The organism is Marinobacter sp. LV10R520-4 (assembly GCF_002563815.1).
GTDB lineage: Bacteria > Pseudomonadota > Gammaproteobacteria > Pseudomonadales > Oleiphilaceae > Marinobacter.
The window spans coordinates 3,570,845-3,587,198 of record NZ_PDJM01000001.1 but is presented as its reverse complement, the minus strand read 5'-3'; the positions used below and the strand labels follow the sequence as shown (position 1 = coordinate 3,587,198).

11 protein-coding genes are annotated in these 16,354 nt (G+C 50.9%); 1 reads left to right on the top strand and 10 read right to left on the bottom strand.

The annotated features are described in order from the left end of the window. Positions 1 to 7: 7 nt before the first annotated feature. The 10 genes from ATG98_RS17355 to ATG98_RS17310 form a co-directional block, all read right to left on the bottom strand. Positions 8 to 355: a hypothetical protein gene (locus ATG98_RS17355; protein ID WP_098423958.1), complete on the bottom strand. Its 348-nt coding sequence runs from the start codon at positions 353 to 355 to the stop codon at positions 8 to 10. A 104-nt stretch (positions 356 to 459) separates the two neighbouring features. Then, entirely contained in the window at positions 460 to 1,167 is a 708-nt protein-coding gene (locus tag ATG98_RS17350; protein ID WP_098423957.1) for a DUF799 domain-containing protein, read from the bottom strand. Further along, positions 1,167 to 1,511 (bottom strand): DUF4810 domain-containing protein, encoded by a 345-nt coding sequence (locus ATG98_RS17345; protein ID WP_098423956.1) that lies wholly within the window; start codon positions 1,509 to 1,511, stop codon positions 1,167 to 1,169. Before ATG98_RS17345 ends, ATG98_RS17350 begins: the two co-directional genes overlap by 1 nt. Continuing rightward, positions 1,504 to 1,824 carry a hypothetical protein gene (locus tag ATG98_RS17340; protein ID WP_098423955.1) on the bottom strand — a complete coding sequence of 107 codons (321 nt, stop codon included), beginning with the start codon at positions 1,822 to 1,824 and terminating at the stop codon, positions 1,504 to 1,506. The genes ATG98_RS17345 and ATG98_RS17340 overlap by 8 nt, the downstream gene beginning before the upstream one ends. Continuing rightward, complete coding sequence (locus ATG98_RS17335) at positions 1,824 to 2,789, bottom strand: CsgG/HfaB family protein (protein WP_098423954.1); 966 nt, start codon at positions 2,787 to 2,789, stop codon at positions 1,824 to 1,826. The genes ATG98_RS17340 and ATG98_RS17335 overlap by 1 nt, the downstream gene beginning before the upstream one ends. 33 nt (positions 2,790 to 2,822) lie before the next feature. Further along, positions 2,823 to 4,535 (bottom strand): LeoA/HP0731 family dynamin-like GTPase, encoded by a 1,713-nt coding sequence (locus ATG98_RS17330; RefSeq protein WP_098423953.1) that lies wholly within the window; start codon positions 4,533 to 4,535, stop codon positions 2,823 to 2,825. Further along, positions 4,513 to 6,153 (bottom strand): hypothetical protein, encoded by a 1,641-nt coding sequence (locus ATG98_RS17325; protein ID WP_218925890.1) that lies wholly within the window; start codon positions 6,151 to 6,153, stop codon positions 4,513 to 4,515. Before ATG98_RS17325 ends, ATG98_RS17330 begins: the two co-directional genes overlap by 23 nt. Beyond that, complete coding sequence (locus ATG98_RS17320) at positions 6,154 to 6,948, bottom strand: AAA family ATPase (RefSeq protein ID WP_098423952.1); 795 nt, start codon at positions 6,946 to 6,948, stop codon at positions 6,154 to 6,156. Between the two features lie 146 nt (positions 6,949 to 7,094). Beyond that, entirely contained in the window at positions 7,095 to 12,104 is a 5,010-nt protein-coding gene (locus ATG98_RS17315; protein WP_098423951.1) for an Eco57I restriction-modification methylase domain-containing protein, read from the bottom strand. 14 nt (positions 12,105 to 12,118) lie between these two features. Next, positions 12,119 to 15,031, bottom strand: a complete 2,913-nt coding sequence (locus ATG98_RS17310; RefSeq protein ID WP_098423950.1) for a DEAD/DEAH box helicase — start codon at positions 15,029 to 15,031, stop codon at positions 12,119 to 12,121. Between the two features lie 534 nt (positions 15,032 to 15,565). Between ATG98_RS17310 and ATG98_RS17305 the strand changes: the two genes are divergently transcribed. After that, positions 15,566 to 16,225, top strand: coding sequence for a hypothetical protein (locus ATG98_RS17305; RefSeq protein ID WP_098423949.1), 660 nt, complete (start codon positions 15,566 to 15,568; stop codon positions 16,223 to 16,225). The last annotated feature ends 129 nt before the right edge of the window (positions 16,226 to 16,354 follow it).

Genomic DNA, 16,354 nt, shown 5'->3' with positions numbered 1-16,354 from the left:
CCAACACTTACAGGTAGCCAAGAACTTCAATGAAAACGCCGAGACTTCCCAGCACCCCCAACCAACCAAGCACCGTCGCAATTTTTGCCAAAATCGCCCATGCCGTCCTTCCCTGATACCGGTCGGCCGCCCGCCATACGCCCAGCAAAACCATCACTTGGTATGGAATTGTCAGTGCCAGTATTATCGCAACAGCACCTAAAGAGGGAATGATCCGAGTGACAACATTAATGATTAACCCAACCAAAAAACCATAGAGCCAGTAGGTTTTTGCCAGGCCAAAATCACCACTCATCAACTTTGAAAAGAATCCTTTTTGCTCCATTGCGCTTGAAGTATTTTCGATCTTAGACATTCCTATCTCCTTGGTAAAATAATCCAAACGCCACTACCCAACGCTGTGCTCTCAGCTTTTCTGGTAGCTTCCCCCACGGAGTCCCTACGTGGGGGAAGCTACTCTCATTCAGATTTTCCGTCTGTTCCGCTCTCCGCAACAACACGCTGGTAGTACTCATCGTAGCCCGGGTGGTAGGGACCCAGCGGAATGCCCTGGTTGCCGCTATTACCAACGGGCGTTACCAAAGCCCGAGCATGTACCGTTTTGGTCAACGGAATATAGGTGGGATTGGCTCTTTCTACCGCCGCTTCTACCGCATCTACAATCAAGCCGATAAGACCACCGCCGCTGTTATTGTTAGGCGAATACTCTGCTTGCAATCGTTCTTCCCAGAGCAACGCCCCATCAGCAGAAACGAGCTTGTAGCCAAAATCCACTTGGGTAACAGTAGCGAAAACTACATACTTGGATGTCCACTCATGGATAGTTACGTACAGAATGGTGTCGGCTTTAAATAGATTGGCCAGTTGCTCTGGCGGAGCAGCATGGACTTCGGCAGGCTCGTAATACCCTTCAAACTCCAGCAAGGTTTTCACCGTGTTTACCGGGAAAACATAGAAGCCTTTCTCACCGAGGAAGTAAGGCAAAGTTGCCAGAACCGAGGTGGTTGCTTGAATATCTGTCCCCTCATTCATTGGTGGGACCACCAAAATGGATGTTGGCTGGGCATCATGAAAGGCATTTAACCGGGTAGGATCGCTCTTAGTGGTAGCACAACCAGAGGCCACTATCGAAATGAGCAAAAGTAATGCTAGGTTCAACTTATTCATTACTGCGCCTCCAGGTTCTCAATAAGGATACCGAGCATAGGCCGGCTTTCTGGCCAACGCTCGTACTCCATTTTATAGAAATCAACGGCCCCGTTTACATCGCCCTGCTCAAGCAGAAAAGTACCCGCTTCGGCATACAGGCCGGGGGCAAGGGTCCCCTGACCGTTGTGTTCCCGAACAAAGGTCAAATAGTTGTTCAGTGCCTGCTCTTTATATTCAGGCTCGTGATAAACCACAAACAGCGTTTGCTCATAATCGCCCCAGTCATACAGTTGTTTGTTTCCTGTTGCGCAACCTGTCGCTAATAAAACAACCAAAGCCACCGGTATTAAACGCTTATTCATAGTTGCCCACCTTCAAAATCCGATTGCTGCCAGCGCCAAGGTAAACTTTCTGTGTGAACACCACATCGCCGTTGTTTTCCAGTTCCACTAAGTGGCTGCCATCGATAATGCGTAGGCGGTTTTCACCGGCAAGGTACTGCCCAACACGACCATAAGAGACACCGTCCACCTTCAGCTCATAGCCCTCAGCCGCGGAGGATGAAAGTTCAAAAGCCAAACCCGGCCGGTCATCAACCACCTGAGTATTTTGGGTAGGTGTTTGAACACAAGCTGAGAGCATTAACGCAAACATCGATACAATCAAAAATCTCATTACTTTTGCTCCTTAACTTGGAGTTCGTTCAATTTGTAGCCTTCAAGAGACCCACTGGTAACCATTGTCGCCGCACCTTGGTTTAGGACGTCTTCGCCAAACAAACTGACCACGTTAATTTCAGCCACTTTCTTACCGGGCAAGCTAATCGTTGTGCCGGTAGTCTGGGATTTCACTTCGCGGCCTCTGGTTTCCACATCAAACACCATACTGGGCTTAACACCCTGACTTTCACCGCCACTGATAAACACCATGCCGTCTTCCTGAGCCAAAAGATCCGCCGTCCAGGGCTTGTCCATAAATAGTCGGGTCATCTTGTCGACGGCCGCGGTTACCGCTGCAGCAATCGCCTGGTCATTCAAACTGCCGTCATAACCCGCAGCGGAGCCGAATCCAAAAGTGCGGGCAGATTCGGTTGAAGAAGAACCAGAGCCGGTCACCGACTCGAATACCCGGCCGGTTTTAACATCTACCAAACGAATATCGACGGTTGCCGTTGCCTCCTGTTTTTTCGAAGACGACAGAAAGCCACGTTCGCCCGTGGTGGCACGGCCAAATTGGGTAAGGGAACCGATAACCAGAGTATCCACACCAACGATATCTACATTCTGGCCCGAAAGACTCGCCTCTTTCTGCAGCAAGGAGATATCAGGGCGTTCAAATACCAGGAAGCTATCGCTATTGGTCAGCGCCTGGAGAAACATATCGGTCACCTTTCCGCCTAGCTGATCCTCAGCATTCTGGCGTAGCAGGCTGCGACCATAGTTCGTTTCGTTGGAAAGACGGCCAACCGCGATTTTACGCTTCAGCGCGAGCTGTTCCGGTGCGGCAGCCTCTTGTGCATCAAGCTGGGCTGCACGCTGCAGCTCCTCCGTTACGCTGGGTTCAACGTCCTTCATTTGTGGGGTTTGAATCGCACAACCGGTAAGGGCTATAGCAACAGTCAGTGATAGTACTTTTTTCACAATTTACTCCAGTTCATGATTTTACTCGTCCGATTAGCCGCATATAGACAATGATTTCAGCTTCAATTGAATGGTGTTGATATTTTCCTGATTATGTCGAATTTCCTTAGCCTGCCCGTCAAGATCCAGCATCAGGTTTTCAAATTCTTTCAGCTGCGGTGCAAAAAAGTCGAACAACTTCTGATCGTCTGAAATCACATCATAAAGATCTTTAAACGCGTTTTTTACCATCTCGCCAATATCACTCTTCGTTGCCTGCAATTCGGCTTCTAGTTCGTGGCTTTTATATACCCCATAAAGATCCGAACCGAGAGTGATTGCCGCACCAACAGGCCCCGCCCACTTGGTTACATTGCCGGCTAGCTTACTTGCCTGCCAGGGTTTGAACTTATACACATGGCCCGTCATACTCCCCAACACATCTCTGGCAGCAAAAATCGTCGACTTAATCGTATTCGGATCAACCTTGGATAGTTGACCGAAAGCTTTGCTGGTCATACTTAAAGCGTCGCCCGAGATGGAACTCAGAAAGCTTTCACTCGAATCCCACTGACTACTAATTTCTCGTGATAGCCGGGCCGTTACCTCAGCAGTTTCGCCACAGTAAGAATCAACGATGGTCTTTATTCTGGTGCCGAGTTTGTAGCCCACACCCTGTTCGCCGTAGCCAATCTCATCTTCCAGAAAGGGCCGTAGATCTTCCAGCGACAAAGGACGAAGCCTTCCCATTAACTGACTTTCAACACTCTGGAGCTCACGAAACAACTCGCCTGCCAGTCTTTTAACGTCTCGTCGTCCCTGCCTGATATCATCGTGAATACGGCTGGACTCCTGCTCGCGCTGCTGGGCGAACACATCCAGTTCGGCCAACTGCGATTCAGCATAAGTCACACGCTGGCTCACCAAATCAGCAACAACATCCAGTCCTGTTTTTGCGATCATAGTTTCGCGCAAGTTATTATCGAGAATGTTGGCAGTAGCACTTTTTAAGTCATCGATTCGCGACCTGGCTTTATACACATCCGGCTTCGTAAACCAGAAAGGCAAACCTCGGCCATTAGGATTCGAGGCCATACACACAATACTGAGGCGAGATAGTGCCTCTTCATTTAGGCCGGCAGCTCGTTGAAGCTTCTTTTTCAGTGTATCGATTTTGATGGCTGCCTGTTCGTCAAACGCCTGCTTATCTGAAAGATCAGTAACTTCATCCATCTTATTGATAATAAAAACTATAGAATCCAGCTTATTCAGATCTTTCAGTATCCATTTAACAACGGCGTTGTGGCTCTCCTTCAGTGGGTTTGTTGCGTCTACAACATATAGAATAAGGTGTGCTTCCGATATGTACTGACGAGTTAGGTCTTCATACATGACCTTTTCACCATCAACTTCCTTGTGCTTGTCGCCAAACAAGCCTGGAGTGTCAATAATTTCGCACTTATCAGGGAGCCCTTCCGGCGTATAAATGGCTAGCTTGTCAGAAGACTCGTCCATATCAATGTTCATGTCCGCCATTACCTTCCCAAGCCAAGCGGCAACAACACTGGTTTTTCCGTCGGAGAACGCACCAAGCAACGCTATGCGCAATACGTCATCTTCAACGGAAGACACGGCAGCGTCGATTTTTTTAAGGTCGAGCTGTACATCCATTCCGATGGCCTGAAGTTCTTGCAGAATCTCCCTGAGCGCCCCCAACATGCCAATAGTGTTCTGTTTCTCATTTTCAAGCTGCTTCAGTTGTTCCATATGGCATCCTCTCTATCTTGTCTTTAAGTTCGTCCATTATTTCGATTTGTTTTTCGAGTATTTTTACCGGCGCTTTCAGGTTTTTCTCAAGCTCGTCCACTTTGCGTAAAAAGCCTTCGTTTACTTCCTGCCGGACAACAGTCATCAGTTCAACAACCTCTTTGTCAATCTCAGCAAGTTTCTGATCCCGCACTTTCTCTACTTTTTTGCGCACCTCACTCTGGGATTTCCTGATGCGCTTGGCTTTACTCATAAATAAATTAACCATTGCAATGATTGCGCCCACCGCAGCGCCCACAGCGCCGCCGATAATGTTTCCAAGCGGCGGCCCGAAGGGAGTGCCGAGAAGAGCTCCCGTTGTCGCGTAGCTGCCTATCTGGAAAGCAATAGAGCCAAAGTCCCCAAGCCCCAGATCCCAGCCCTTTGCGTCTGAGTGCCCAAGGCCCCAGCCATCCGATTTAACAGATTGAATCTGCTGCTCAAACTCGACGCGTACCACATCTTCCAGGAGCCGCTTCATAGCTTGCTCCAACTGACCGTGCAGCGTTTCGATATTCTTCTCAAGATTGCTCTCCAGCTCTGCCTCGGCCCTGCCACGGAGTCGGTCAAAGGCCTCACCTATTCCTTTTTTAATGTCATCGGCCTCACCAAAATATCTATCAACAATTCTGTCGCTGTCCTCCATAAGACCATTAAACAGCTTGTTGATAATATTCCGCCGTGCAGATAGCGAAATCCTCTCAAAACTGGCCACAGCTTCCTCAACTGCCGCCCTGCATTTTTGAAACTCAGGGTCAGTATCACAAATAAACGAATTATGGGATTCAACAGCCTGTGAAAGCTCTTTGATGTTCCGGCCCAGTAATTCTCTAACTTTAGCCTTATTACTCTCAACGATATCTTCCCGAAAAGTCGAAAGTTTACTTTTTAGTACATTCGCAACAGATTCCATCTGACTGAACTGATACATCTCTGAAGAAGTATTAAAATGCTTCAGATAATTACGCTGCTGGCGAACAAGTGACGAGTCCCTTGAGGGATGGATAGTTGTGGATTCTGTATGCGGGTTATAAGCGAGTGAAGAAAAACCCATCAGTCCCTGAACACAGTGCCCGGGCAACAGAACGTGCTTACCCAAAGCAGACGCAAGAACCTTTTCGGTTTGTTCCAGCGTGCCATCGGCACCTTTCTGAAGCAGTGACTCCCGGTCATCTTCAAATTCGTAATTGTCGGCACTTCCCCTCACATTCACCAAAGGACAGACATGACTGCCACGGCGAAGGTACGAACGGATTTTCTCGGCGGTGGCTTTTTCGGGTTTCTTGTTGGTGCCGTTTACATAAAATACCAGATGGGCTTTTGCTATCGCCTTTTGAACTGAATCTACATACTTTGCTTCATCGCCCTCAATACCAGGCACGTCTACAAGCTGAAACGTCTTATTTTCATAACGAAGCGGATAGGTTACATTGCCTTTTGTAAAATCTGCTTCTCCCGTGCCAATGATTAATCCGTCAACTTTTCCCGCCAATGCTTTCAGGCGTGCTTGGTTGACCAGAGAACGAGTAAGTGCCGGTAAACTGTCATCGAACAGTTGCTGGTTGTCAGAGTTTTTCATTTAGCCCCCTAACAACATAAAAGACAGAGCTGCCACACCGGCGCCTGTTCCCGCTGCCGCCAAACCCACAAAAGTCAATTTACGCATAAACTTCGCTGATGCCTGATTTTCCACTACTTGTACGCGGGCTTTGGATTCTTTACGCAGGATATCTTCTTCTGCTGCGATTCTCTCTTCTTCCAACTTCAAACGAGAATCGACTTCTTTGCGCAAAATATCGGCCTCTTTTGCGGCTTTTTCCTTTTCTAACTCCAAGCGTGCCTTAACTTCTTTGCGCAGAATATCCGCCTCTACTACGGCACTCTTTTCTTCCAACCTTAAACGAGCATCAGCTTCTTGACGGAGAATATCTGCAAGCTGGGTGGCTTCATGCCGGATTGACATAATCTCGGCTGTATAGAGGTGATAAAATTGACTGAGTTGCGTTTTTACCTTGTCCGCATGAAGTTCAACCTCTTCTGAAAACTTCTCCAGATCTCCCTGCCCCTCATCTAAAAGGTTCTGGCGCGATTCTTCATTAAACAAAATTCGCAGCGATTCAATAATGGTACTTTTCCCAGCATTTGTTTCCCCAAAAAACGCCATGGTGAATTTTTCCCATTCTGCGTTTTCTTCCAGAAACTCCAGCTCTTCATCGAAGCCTGCCTGAATCTCACGAAGCTTATTGTTAATGCTGAAGAGCCGTTCCTGTCCTTCTTTGTTATCAACCTTTAAATCCGCGAGATCCGCCATTGCGGAGGTCATGTTTTCGGAAACATCACGATACAACTGGTTAAAGTCTTGAGACGAGTTCATGCAGTTCCTTTTTCCAAATCAGTTGTTGCCAATATTGCGTTGAGTGCTTACAACTTTCTTGCGAGCAAGCATTGGCAGCAATCGGCAGTGCATGTAAATTTTTTAACCACGAGAGCCTGATTGGCTTCATATTCTTTGATGTGCCATTAACCATTCGTGAATATCTCCCAAGCCACCCGATAATCCTCTTCCCGATCTGGTTTGAAGAACGGCGCTTTGTATTCCACTGTGCGTTCGGTAGGGCCGCCGGGTAGCGTGTCGTCCATGTAGGTTTTGTAAACACTGCCCTCGGTCAAGGTCTGGATATCTTCCCAGCCTAGGGCGGTGTTTTGTTGTTGTTTGCCCGGGGCGTTTACGCGGTAGTGAGTGCCTTCGCCGAGTTCTTTTTTGCTGGCTTTGCGGGGCAAGCCTACGCCTACCAGGCCTTTGCTGGGGGTGAAGACGATGCGGCCGGTTTGGTCGTAGTGGGTTTCGGCTTCGTATTGGCGCATCACGGGGAACTGCACGCGATAGATGGTGAGCAGTTCTTGCAAGGTAAGGCCGAGGGCCTGGGCGACCAAAACGTCGATTTCTACCAATGCTTGGCGGCGGGCGTAGTCGCTGCGCAGGGCGTTATTGCGTTGCCAATCTGGGGTGAGATTGGTGAAGAAGTCCTGGGGCAAAGCGTTGTTAGGTTCGGCGATGGCCCAGCGTTGTTGGCGAAAACAGTCTTGCCAGTTGGATTGCCAGAGGTCTGCGTAATGATTGGTTAGAGAAACCAACGCCAAAGCTCTCAGGTGAAGCGAAGCCCGATATCGCTCATCAGACAATATCGGAAGTTGATTGATCAGGGATGTATTGGCATGCCCCATACCCGTACTTTTAACGCGGTAATCCAAGACGATGGATAACGTCATACCAAAATAATCGAGCATGACATGCTCTGATTTGAAGATTGATGCAAGGCAAGTGTTTATATGCGCCGCACCTTTAGGAATGATAGTGGGTATCAGCGTTCGCTCTGATGATGGCCCGATCATTTCCCGATTCACAAACCGATGAAACTCCGTAACCAGACGGCCATTCGCCTCACCCTCCTCCACCCAGGGCACTCTCGGTGTTCGATCGCGGTAGATGTCGGGATCGCAGGCGGGAGCGTAGTTGGTGCGCGGCAGATAGTTGTCCGGAAGAGTATTTAGATCGACAACGTCATAATGGCTACTCAGCGTACACTCCGCTCGGGGCGTTTTGTAAAATGGGTTTCCAACGAAAAAATGCGGACCAGAAAGCACCCATTGCTGTAAAGAATCCGGAAACTGAGTATCCCGCTTTATAGTTCCTTCCCGTTGGGCGAAAGTTTCGTCAAACATTACCGTAGAAAAGTATTGCCCATTCACATCCCCCAGTCGTCGCGGCTGGGCGGCAAATTTTTCCAGCACACTGGTCAATTGACGAGCGTGCAAGGCAGGCAGGCGAGCCTCAAGTGGATCGGTGCCGGCTTCGCTATACAGCTGAGCAAACATGGCCAGTTCGTGCGGGCCGATTTCTATAATGCGGTCGTGGTGGCCGTTCGTGTTCCAAACGGTTTTGACAGCGCCACTAGCAGACTCAACCTCCTCTTTAATTCCTGGGACTTGCCCTTTGCCTTCATGGCCAAAGCAAACATCGACCGTTTGAGGCACAAACAAATTAGCAATGTGACGAAAATCCGGGAATTCCTGCTTTTCACCGTAAACGTTGATGCTGTAAATCGTAGCATGGTGAACTTCAGCAAATAGGCCCATCTCGTTGTGAAACTGGAAGTGCTGTCGCAGCCGCGGATAGACCTCCCGCCGAAACGGCCCACCCTTCGGATCATCATAAATCCCTTCCGGATGCAAAAACCCACTTACGCCCTGCGCGTTCACATTGGCCCAAGCCACTGGCAAGAAGCACTTGTACAGATTGGTTTGCACGCCTTTTAACTGCGGATAATTCTGCATCGCGTTCAAAAACGCCTGTGTGCCTTCCGCTTCCGCTAGCTCGGCAAACCAGCTGTTCTCCAACTGCGGGTCGCGAGCAAAGGCTGTTTCGCGCTCGGCGGTCAACTGTGTAGCGCTAAGTTTGTGCAACACAAAACGCGGATTATGGTCGCCCAGTATTCCGCCTTCCTGCCATTCCACTTTGCGCCAAGGCGGATTCCCCAGTGTTATGTCGAAACCACCGCGTTTGGCGAAAATATCGGCGAAGGCCAATTCCCAATGGAAGAAGCGGAATTTTTCACTGAGCTGGTTGGCAATGTTCAGGGTGGCAAAGAACGGCTGTTTGAACAGCTTTTCCAGGTTCAGGTCACCGTGCTGGTTATGAACTTCGCGGGCGGCTTTGGTTTCTTCGCGCAGGCTGAGCTGGTCGTCGTCGGCCCCGAACATGTCGTTCTGGGGTTTGGCGAAGGGGTCGCTTTCCTGCTCAGCGGTATCCGGTTGTGCCGGGCTTTCAAACAGACCTTCTTGCTCTGGCGCGAACTCGAAGGTGCCGGCGCTGTTGAGTATGGTGTTCAAATCAAACAGCCACTTTTGCCGGTCTGGCAGTTGGTCCACTTTGTCCAGCGGCCAGAACCAGAGGGCGCACCAGTAATCCATGGCCAGTTTCAGACGGCGATAAGGCGAGGCAATGCGGGCGTTGGTATTGAAAATGCCGCGGGTGCGAATATCGTCTTTCTCGCGGGTGCTGGTATTGTGCTGCTCTTCAATGTGATGGCCCCAAAGAGCGTAGCTGTCTTCGGTGCGTTGACGATCTTGCGCCAGCATTTGCGTGTGTTCGCCCCACAGGCGGTCTACGGCTTGGCTGAGCAGTTCCAGGGTGCGCAGTTCGTTGTCGTCCAACGGGGCGCAGAAGTCTTTTTTCCAACTCGCGATGGTTTTGAACGCCTGCGGGCGCAGCTGCTTGGCCACTTTGTCGTTGTAGCCCACCATGCCGGGGTCTGGCAGCAGGAAGTGGTAAATATCACCGGCTTTGCGGCCGCCCTCGCCTGTTGGCCGCGACAAGGTTTCTGGCGGCAACCGGCGGGGAGCGTTTTTATACCAGAGGCCGTCTTTCGCCTGTTTTTTCAAGGTGCTTGTGGCGTACACCTCGCGGCGAGCGCCCACCAGGCTGTTGCCGCTGAACAGCTGATAGCCAAACCAGGGCACGTTGTGGCCGCCGCTTAGGGCGTTCAACCACAGCGACACTTCCGCCAGTTCTACGGCAATTGGGTTCAGGTCTACGCCGTATACGTTGTGGTCGGCGATGTGCATTTTTACCCGTTGCAGTTCGCGCTGGTAATCTGCGTGGGGTATGCGTTCGCCCAGCTCCTGCTGTTTGCGACCCAGGTAGGCTTCGGCCAGCTGGTTAACGGCTTCGTTCAGGAAGGCCGCGCTGCCCATGGCGGGTTCGCACACGCTGAGTTTTAAAATGTCGTCTGCGCTTACGTCTTCGGTCAGGCGTTCTTTTAAGGTGTATTTCACCAGGCTTTTGGTGAGCACTTCCGGGGTGTAGTAACTGGCGGATTTTTCCCGGTCCCGCCCGGCCATGCGGTAAATGAACTTGCCTTTGGGGTGGAGGCGCAGGCTGAGTTTGCCGTCTACTTTGTCGTATACCCGTTCGTTGTTGTGGAATTCGTCAAGCTGTTCGCGGGTAACGAAATACCCGGTGTCGAGTTCGTCGGGGTTTATGTTGCTGCCCTTTGCAGCTACTTCGTACAGGTCGTCGGTGGCAAAAAATCCGCGATAACTGAGCAGGGCTTCGTACACGGCGCCCAACTGGTTAATGCCCAACTGGGTGTAGCTTACCCGGCCACGGCGCCACTTGCCCTTCGCTGCACGGGTGAGCGACATGGATTGCACGACTTGCTGCAATGTGGCGTTGCTGAACTGCACACGGTTCAGCAGCGGGGTTTTGGCTGGGTCGAACAGGTGGCTGTCCAGCCCTTGCAGAGTGAAGGCGTTGCTAGTGGTTTCGCCTTGCTGATCGTTACTGGCGTGATAGTGGGTGGGGCTGTAGCCTTCATAAATAAGGCCGAACATGCGTTGCAGGCTGTGGTGGAAGTAATGGCCCTGTTGGCTGTCTTCGGTGGTCAGCCGCACCATTTCCAGGTCGCGCAGGCTGTCCATGCTGTAGCCGCTGCGCCAGGCGCTGTGTTGATGCGGCAAGTAACCCAGTTCTGGCCGCGCTTCTATGTAGAACAGAAACAGTATGCGGTACATGTAGCGAAGGCATTCTTTGGAAAGCTGGTCTGGGTCTAGCGCATGGCTGCCGCTGTAAATGCCCTCTTTGCGCTCTCTAGCTTGGGCAATCAGTTGGGTGGCGGCTTCGTTGCCCAGTTGTTCAATGGCTTGGCGCAAAGCGTATTTCAGATCGTCGGAAACAGCGAAGGCGTGTTTGTGGCTGTTTTCGTCCAGGTTGTCCAGCCGGCACTGGCCCTGCCCGCCTTGGTCTTGCGGCGCCAGGCTTTCGCGGTTCAGCAGTACGGCGGTGGCCTTTAAGGTTTTGTCGTCGCGCCGGCCCAGGATTTCTTCCCAGTCAAAGCGCAGCATGCGGTTTTGTGACCACTTGTAGCGGTCTATGAGTATGCCCTGGCGATCACTAACCAGTAACACCCAGCGCGGCGGGTTGTCTTGCCTGAATACGGCTTCGTTTAAAATGCTGTACCAGCTGCTGCCTTTCAGGCTGTCGTGATGGGGGCCGGTGCCAAAAAACTGATTGCTGTGCAGGGTCAGCGATAGCGGGTCTTCGCCTTCGTTGTCGGAATCCAGCGCGCCTAGCACCCAAAGCTGGTCGCCCAGAGTGCTGAGTACCGGCAATTCGGTGTTCGGGGCCAGTTCGCGATTTTGTGGCTGCCAGGGTATGTCCAGCACGGCCATCAGGTCTTTATAAAACTCACGCTGCTGCTGTATGCGCGCTTCCGCGCTGCGCTCGGTTTTTAACCGGTGACGCAGGGCGAAGTAGCGCTGATTAAGATTACGCAGGCCCCGGTGCGGCGTTGTAAATTGGTTGCCAAGCTGCCCTTCACTGTCGCTGCGAGCTTGTTCTTCAAGGCTATCCCAGTCTTTTATCGTGTCGGCGAAATCACCCTGGAATACTTCGGCCAGGTAATGGGCACTGAAGAATTCGTTGTCGTTGGTCAGGCCAATGAAGGTGGCAGCGGTGTCTTGTACGGCCATAATGTGTGTCCTGTTTAACCGTTGCTATCGTCATTGTCCCGAGTGAACACGGCGATGATCTGTACGTAGGGCACCGGCTCTATGGTGAGGGTGTCGCGTACCCAGGTTTGGTAGTCGTTGAACACGCTGTCTATGCGGCTGGTGCGTTCTTCACGTCGAGCCGCCTTGAAGTGTTCAGCTTGGGCGGAGCTTTGCAGTTGGAGTTCCAGCTGGGTAACCTGGCGGTTTTTCAGGCTTTGAAGCTCGCTCAATTGCTGCTGCAAGTGCGGCTCGGTGGCGCTGGTGTATTCCTGCTGCCGCTTCGCCATTTCTGCATTAGCAGCCGCAATAACGTTCACCCGCAAGGCTTCCAAAGGCGCAATGTTTGTTGGTTGGCCCCGATTTGGCACGCGGTTGTCCAGTTGCAGGGACTTTAGCCAGGCCTCTGCCGGCTGCACGTTTACCACGGCGTTGTTGTGGCAACGCACAGCAAACCATTGCCAGATCACCGGATGCGCTTTGCGGTTGGGTATAAGGCCAGACACAAGAAATACAGATTCACCCGGTTGCAGGGCGGTTTTCACGCTATCGGTATCTGGCAGCACCAGTAGGGGCGCGCTATGGCGAGCTACTTGGGCCATCAGCTTGTCTTGCAGCCACTGCATGGCAGGGTGTTGGGGCCATAGATAGTGCAACTTGGGCCAAGCGTTTTCATCCTGACGGCTGCGGCGAATTTCGTCCTCGAACCGCTTTTTGTCGGCGGTTAGTACCATGCTGCCGTTTTCCGGCCTTATTTCTGGCGGCAGAAAACGGAAGCGATATTCCAGATCGTCTGGCGGTGTCAGCGTAATTGTTTTGCGTTCTTGGTTAACGCTAAAACTGACCAGCCGGCGCTCGCGGTTGATGGCTTCTAATGCCTGGCGCGCGAACTCGAAATCACTGGCGAACAGGCTGTAGTCTTCAACCGTGTGTTGAATCACTTGCGGTTCAGTTTTTGGTTGCGCCGCTTGCGGGTTGAGGAACATGGCCAGCAGGTCATCGCCTTCGTTGCTGTCGTCTGGCTGGTACTGTTCATCAAAGGTGTTTGCAGCAATCCCAGCCGCCATAGCTTCGGCGGTTAGGGTTTCTTCCTGCTCTGGGTCGTGCACTTTCATAAATGTGGCGGGGTCACCGATGTTCTTGTACGCCTGCTCGTCTTTCTCTTTCAGAATTTCCAGAATGCGCTGGTCTCCCTTCACCGTGGGGTTATCGCTCTGGTTAATCAGGTAGGTGATGATTGGAATTTGTGTCTGGCCGTAACGGTCTACGCGGCCGTTACGTTGCTGGAACACCATCAGCGACCAGGGCAGATCAAAGTGCACCAAGCGATGAGACAGGTAGTGCAAGTTGATGCCTTCAGAGGCGACATCGGAACACAGTAGCACTCGCAGTTTGGATTCAGACTTGCCAAACGCCTCAACAATCTCCTGCTGCTCTACATCGCTCATACCGCCGTGGAGTATGCGCACGGCGTCGTCTTTCAGCTTCAAGTCGGATTTTAGGTTGTCCCACAGCCAGTTGAGGGTTTCTATGCGTTCACTGAAGACAACCAAACGGTCTTCGGTGTCGTTTTTCTTCCAGGCGTAATCGGCACTTTTGAGAAGTTTAAGCAGCTGCTGATATTTGTTGAAACGCTCCGGGGTGACGTTACGCAAACCCAGTAGCAGTGATTGCAACGTTTCGGTTTCTAACTGTTCGTCTTCTGTTGACTCGTCTTTGGCATGGAGCTTTTTAATACGCTGTTTCACAGACGTTATTGCCGCCGCCGGTGAGCTAAACATGGATTTTTGCAGGCCCACGCGCACCAGTTGGCCATTTTTGGTTTGGCTGTGCTCGCCGCGATAGGTGAACGGCACTTGCAGCAGTTTTTCGTAAGCGACCTCTTCTTCTGGTGAGGCATCCAGATAAATGTCTTTCACCACCCGCTCTTTGAATTCCTGCGCGACTTGGTCCCGAATGTCTTTTTTGAATCGGCGAATTACCAGGCCTTTGTCGCGGAAATCTTCTTTGGCATAGTCGTCCGGGTCGCTGATGGCGGTGGGGTCAAGCATGTTCATCAAGCTGGCAAATGAGCGCGCTTTACCATCGTGGGGCGTAGCGGAAAGCATGATGAGCGTATCGGACCGGCCGGCTAGCAGCTGCGCCAGTTTTGCTCGTTGGGAGCTGGAGCCGCGTTCGGCGACGTTGTGTGCTTCATCTATAACAATGATGTCCCAATAGGCCTGCTCAAGATGGCGACGGTATTCGTTGTCTTGCTTGAGGGTGTCGATGGAGATAATCGACTTGTCGTAATAATAAAACGGGTTGTGATTGCCCGGGATGTTGTTGCGCACACGCTGCAGGCCTTGGGAGTCCAGCCGGGTAAGCGGGATGGTGAATCGGTTCCACATCTCCTTCTGGAACTGGGTCATCATGCTTTTCAGCGTGAGCACCAGAATGCGCTTGCCTTTGCCGCGCCGCATAAGCTCTGTCATTAATATGCCGGCTTCCAGCGTTTTACCCAAGCCTACGGCGTCGGCAATCAGAATGCGCTGGCGATTTTGCTTTAATGCTTGCAGGGCTGGGTCTAGCTGATAAGGAACTGCATCCATGGCCGCGTCGTGGCCAAGGTGAATCCGGTCATCCGCAGGAGTAATCTGGCGCAGCTGGGTTTCAATAAACAGGCGGCTTTTTTCAAAGCCCGGGCTCATATCCTGTTCGAAACGGGTTTCTGCTGGGTCTAGAACGCGAATAGCGTCAGCTTTTTCTTCCAAGCTTGTCAGGAACTGGGCGCTTTTACCCATAACCAATTCGGAAAGGCCATCTACCGTGAGAATGTAACCGCCATCGTCACAGGGGTCTGCACGGCGAACAATCCATTCACAATCCCGAACAACAACGCGTGCGCCTGGTGCGTAGAGTGCTTGCATGCCTGATCCCTGAAACGTTTCGCGACGGCTTTCTGAGTAATGACGGCATACTACTGGTGATGCCCGACATCCGCTGTCGCTTTATGAATAATTACATTCTGGTTATGAGCAGGATGATGCGTCAGTTTGGCGCAAAGCGAAAGAGGAGGCGTATAAAAATCCTTATTTAACTGTCTGATTTTTTTGTGTTTACATGCGTAACGCATATTAAAAGCGCCATAGACTGTTGATCACTCTTTTTTCTCGACATCAGCCATCATTTTGTCATCAGGCTTCACCGGGCCCTTGTTCAGAACGCAGCCGACAAATCGATTTGATTTTGACAAAAACACCTTTGTAATTCATTCCAGCCGCACAGGCGAGCGCAAGAGACACTTGCGCGAAACCATCTGGAGTGAACAATGCTGCGGTCCACCACAAAGGCATTGGGGACTTGTCGCATCACTTGACGTGTGGCAGAGTCAAAATCGTAATTTTTTCACCAACTGCGATTTGTGAAATTGGCTCACAATTCATTAATCTATAAGGAACACTATGGCTGACTGTTTGGTTTCGTTGTCTGATCAGGCCTTCTTTACAATTGTCACCTCGGCTTTGGAGGCCTATCAAGTTGATCATGCAAAACTTGATGGAGACCCAGAAACCCACCTAGAAACCATTGGCAATTTATGGGGTTTTATTAATGAGTCTAGGCGTGGCGAATATGTTTATAGAATTGAAATGGCTGACGTATCGACCGCAGCCGATCGCGACAAAAGCTGGGTCATCGCAAAGAATGAAAGCTATGAATACAAACGTGATTTTTTAGATTGTTATTACCCTGAATTTCGTTTTTTAGGTGACTTCCACAGTCACCCTTACTCGGAAGCGCAAAATCAAGTAAGGACCGAACTAGACCTTGAGAGAAACAGCCTTTATCAGTTTTCCAAAGGCGACTTTCAAGCCGTTAAAGAGGAACAGCAGGGTGCTGATAAAAAAGATTATCGAGTCGGAATCGTCGCGACAGTTTACGAGCGTGAAGATTATATTAAAAGGACGTCAAAACACCTTGATGAAGGAAGCTGTATCCGCTTCCAGTATAAAAATATGACAATCTGGATCAAAGCTTATGTGTGGGCGGGCGAAGATTATCGTAGAAAGTCCGACAAAATGGTGAACCTGATTTGCCCAAATCTCGGCTTTAATGTGAGTTGATGTCTGCGAGATGCTCCAGCTTATTCCGTTGCCCTCGGCTTTGTCCTTATCAAAAGGTTATGAGTATTCTTTATGATAGACACCGCCGAGGCTCCAGAACCTGTTTGGAGTCACTCTGACCCCACTGTT

What these genes read in the sequence shown, in the direction of transcription:
- ATG98_RS17315 (WP_098423951.1), bottom strand. Translation starts at nt 12,104, where the DNA reads ATGGCCGTACAAGACACCGCTGCCACCTTCATTGGCCTGACCAACGAC.
- ATG98_RS17320 (WP_098423952.1), bottom strand. Translation starts at nt 6,948, where the DNA reads ATGAACTCGTCTCAAGACTTTAACCAGTTGTATCGTGATGTTTCCGAA.
- ATG98_RS17310 (WP_098423950.1), bottom strand. Translation starts at nt 15,031, where the DNA reads ATGCAAGCACTCTACGCACCAGGCGCACGCGTTGTTGTTCGGGATTGT.
- ATG98_RS17325 (WP_218925890.1), bottom strand. Translation starts at nt 6,153, where the DNA reads ATGAAAAACTCTGACAACCAGCAACTGTTCGATGACAGTTTACCGGCA.
- ATG98_RS17345 (WP_098423956.1), bottom strand. Translation starts at nt 1,511, where the DNA reads ATGAATAAGCGTTTAATACCGGTGGCTTTGGTTGTTTTATTAGCGACA.
- ATG98_RS17355 (WP_098423958.1), bottom strand. Translation starts at nt 355, where the DNA reads ATGTCTAAGATCGAAAATACTTCAAGCGCAATGGAGCAAAAAGGATTC.
- ATG98_RS17330 (WP_098423953.1), bottom strand. Translation starts at nt 4,535, where the DNA reads ATGGAACAACTGAAGCAGCTTGAAAATGAGAAACAGAACACTATTGGC.
- ATG98_RS17340 (WP_098423955.1), bottom strand. Translation starts at nt 1,824, where the DNA reads ATGAGATTTTTGATTGTATCGATGTTTGCGTTAATGCTCTCAGCTTGT.
- ATG98_RS17305 (WP_098423949.1), top strand. Translation starts at nt 15,566, where the DNA reads ATGGCTGACTGTTTGGTTTCGTTGTCTGATCAGGCCTTCTTTACAATT.
- ATG98_RS17350 (WP_098423957.1), bottom strand. Translation starts at nt 1,167, where the DNA reads ATGAATAAGTTGAACCTAGCATTACTTTTGCTCATTTCGATAGTGGCC.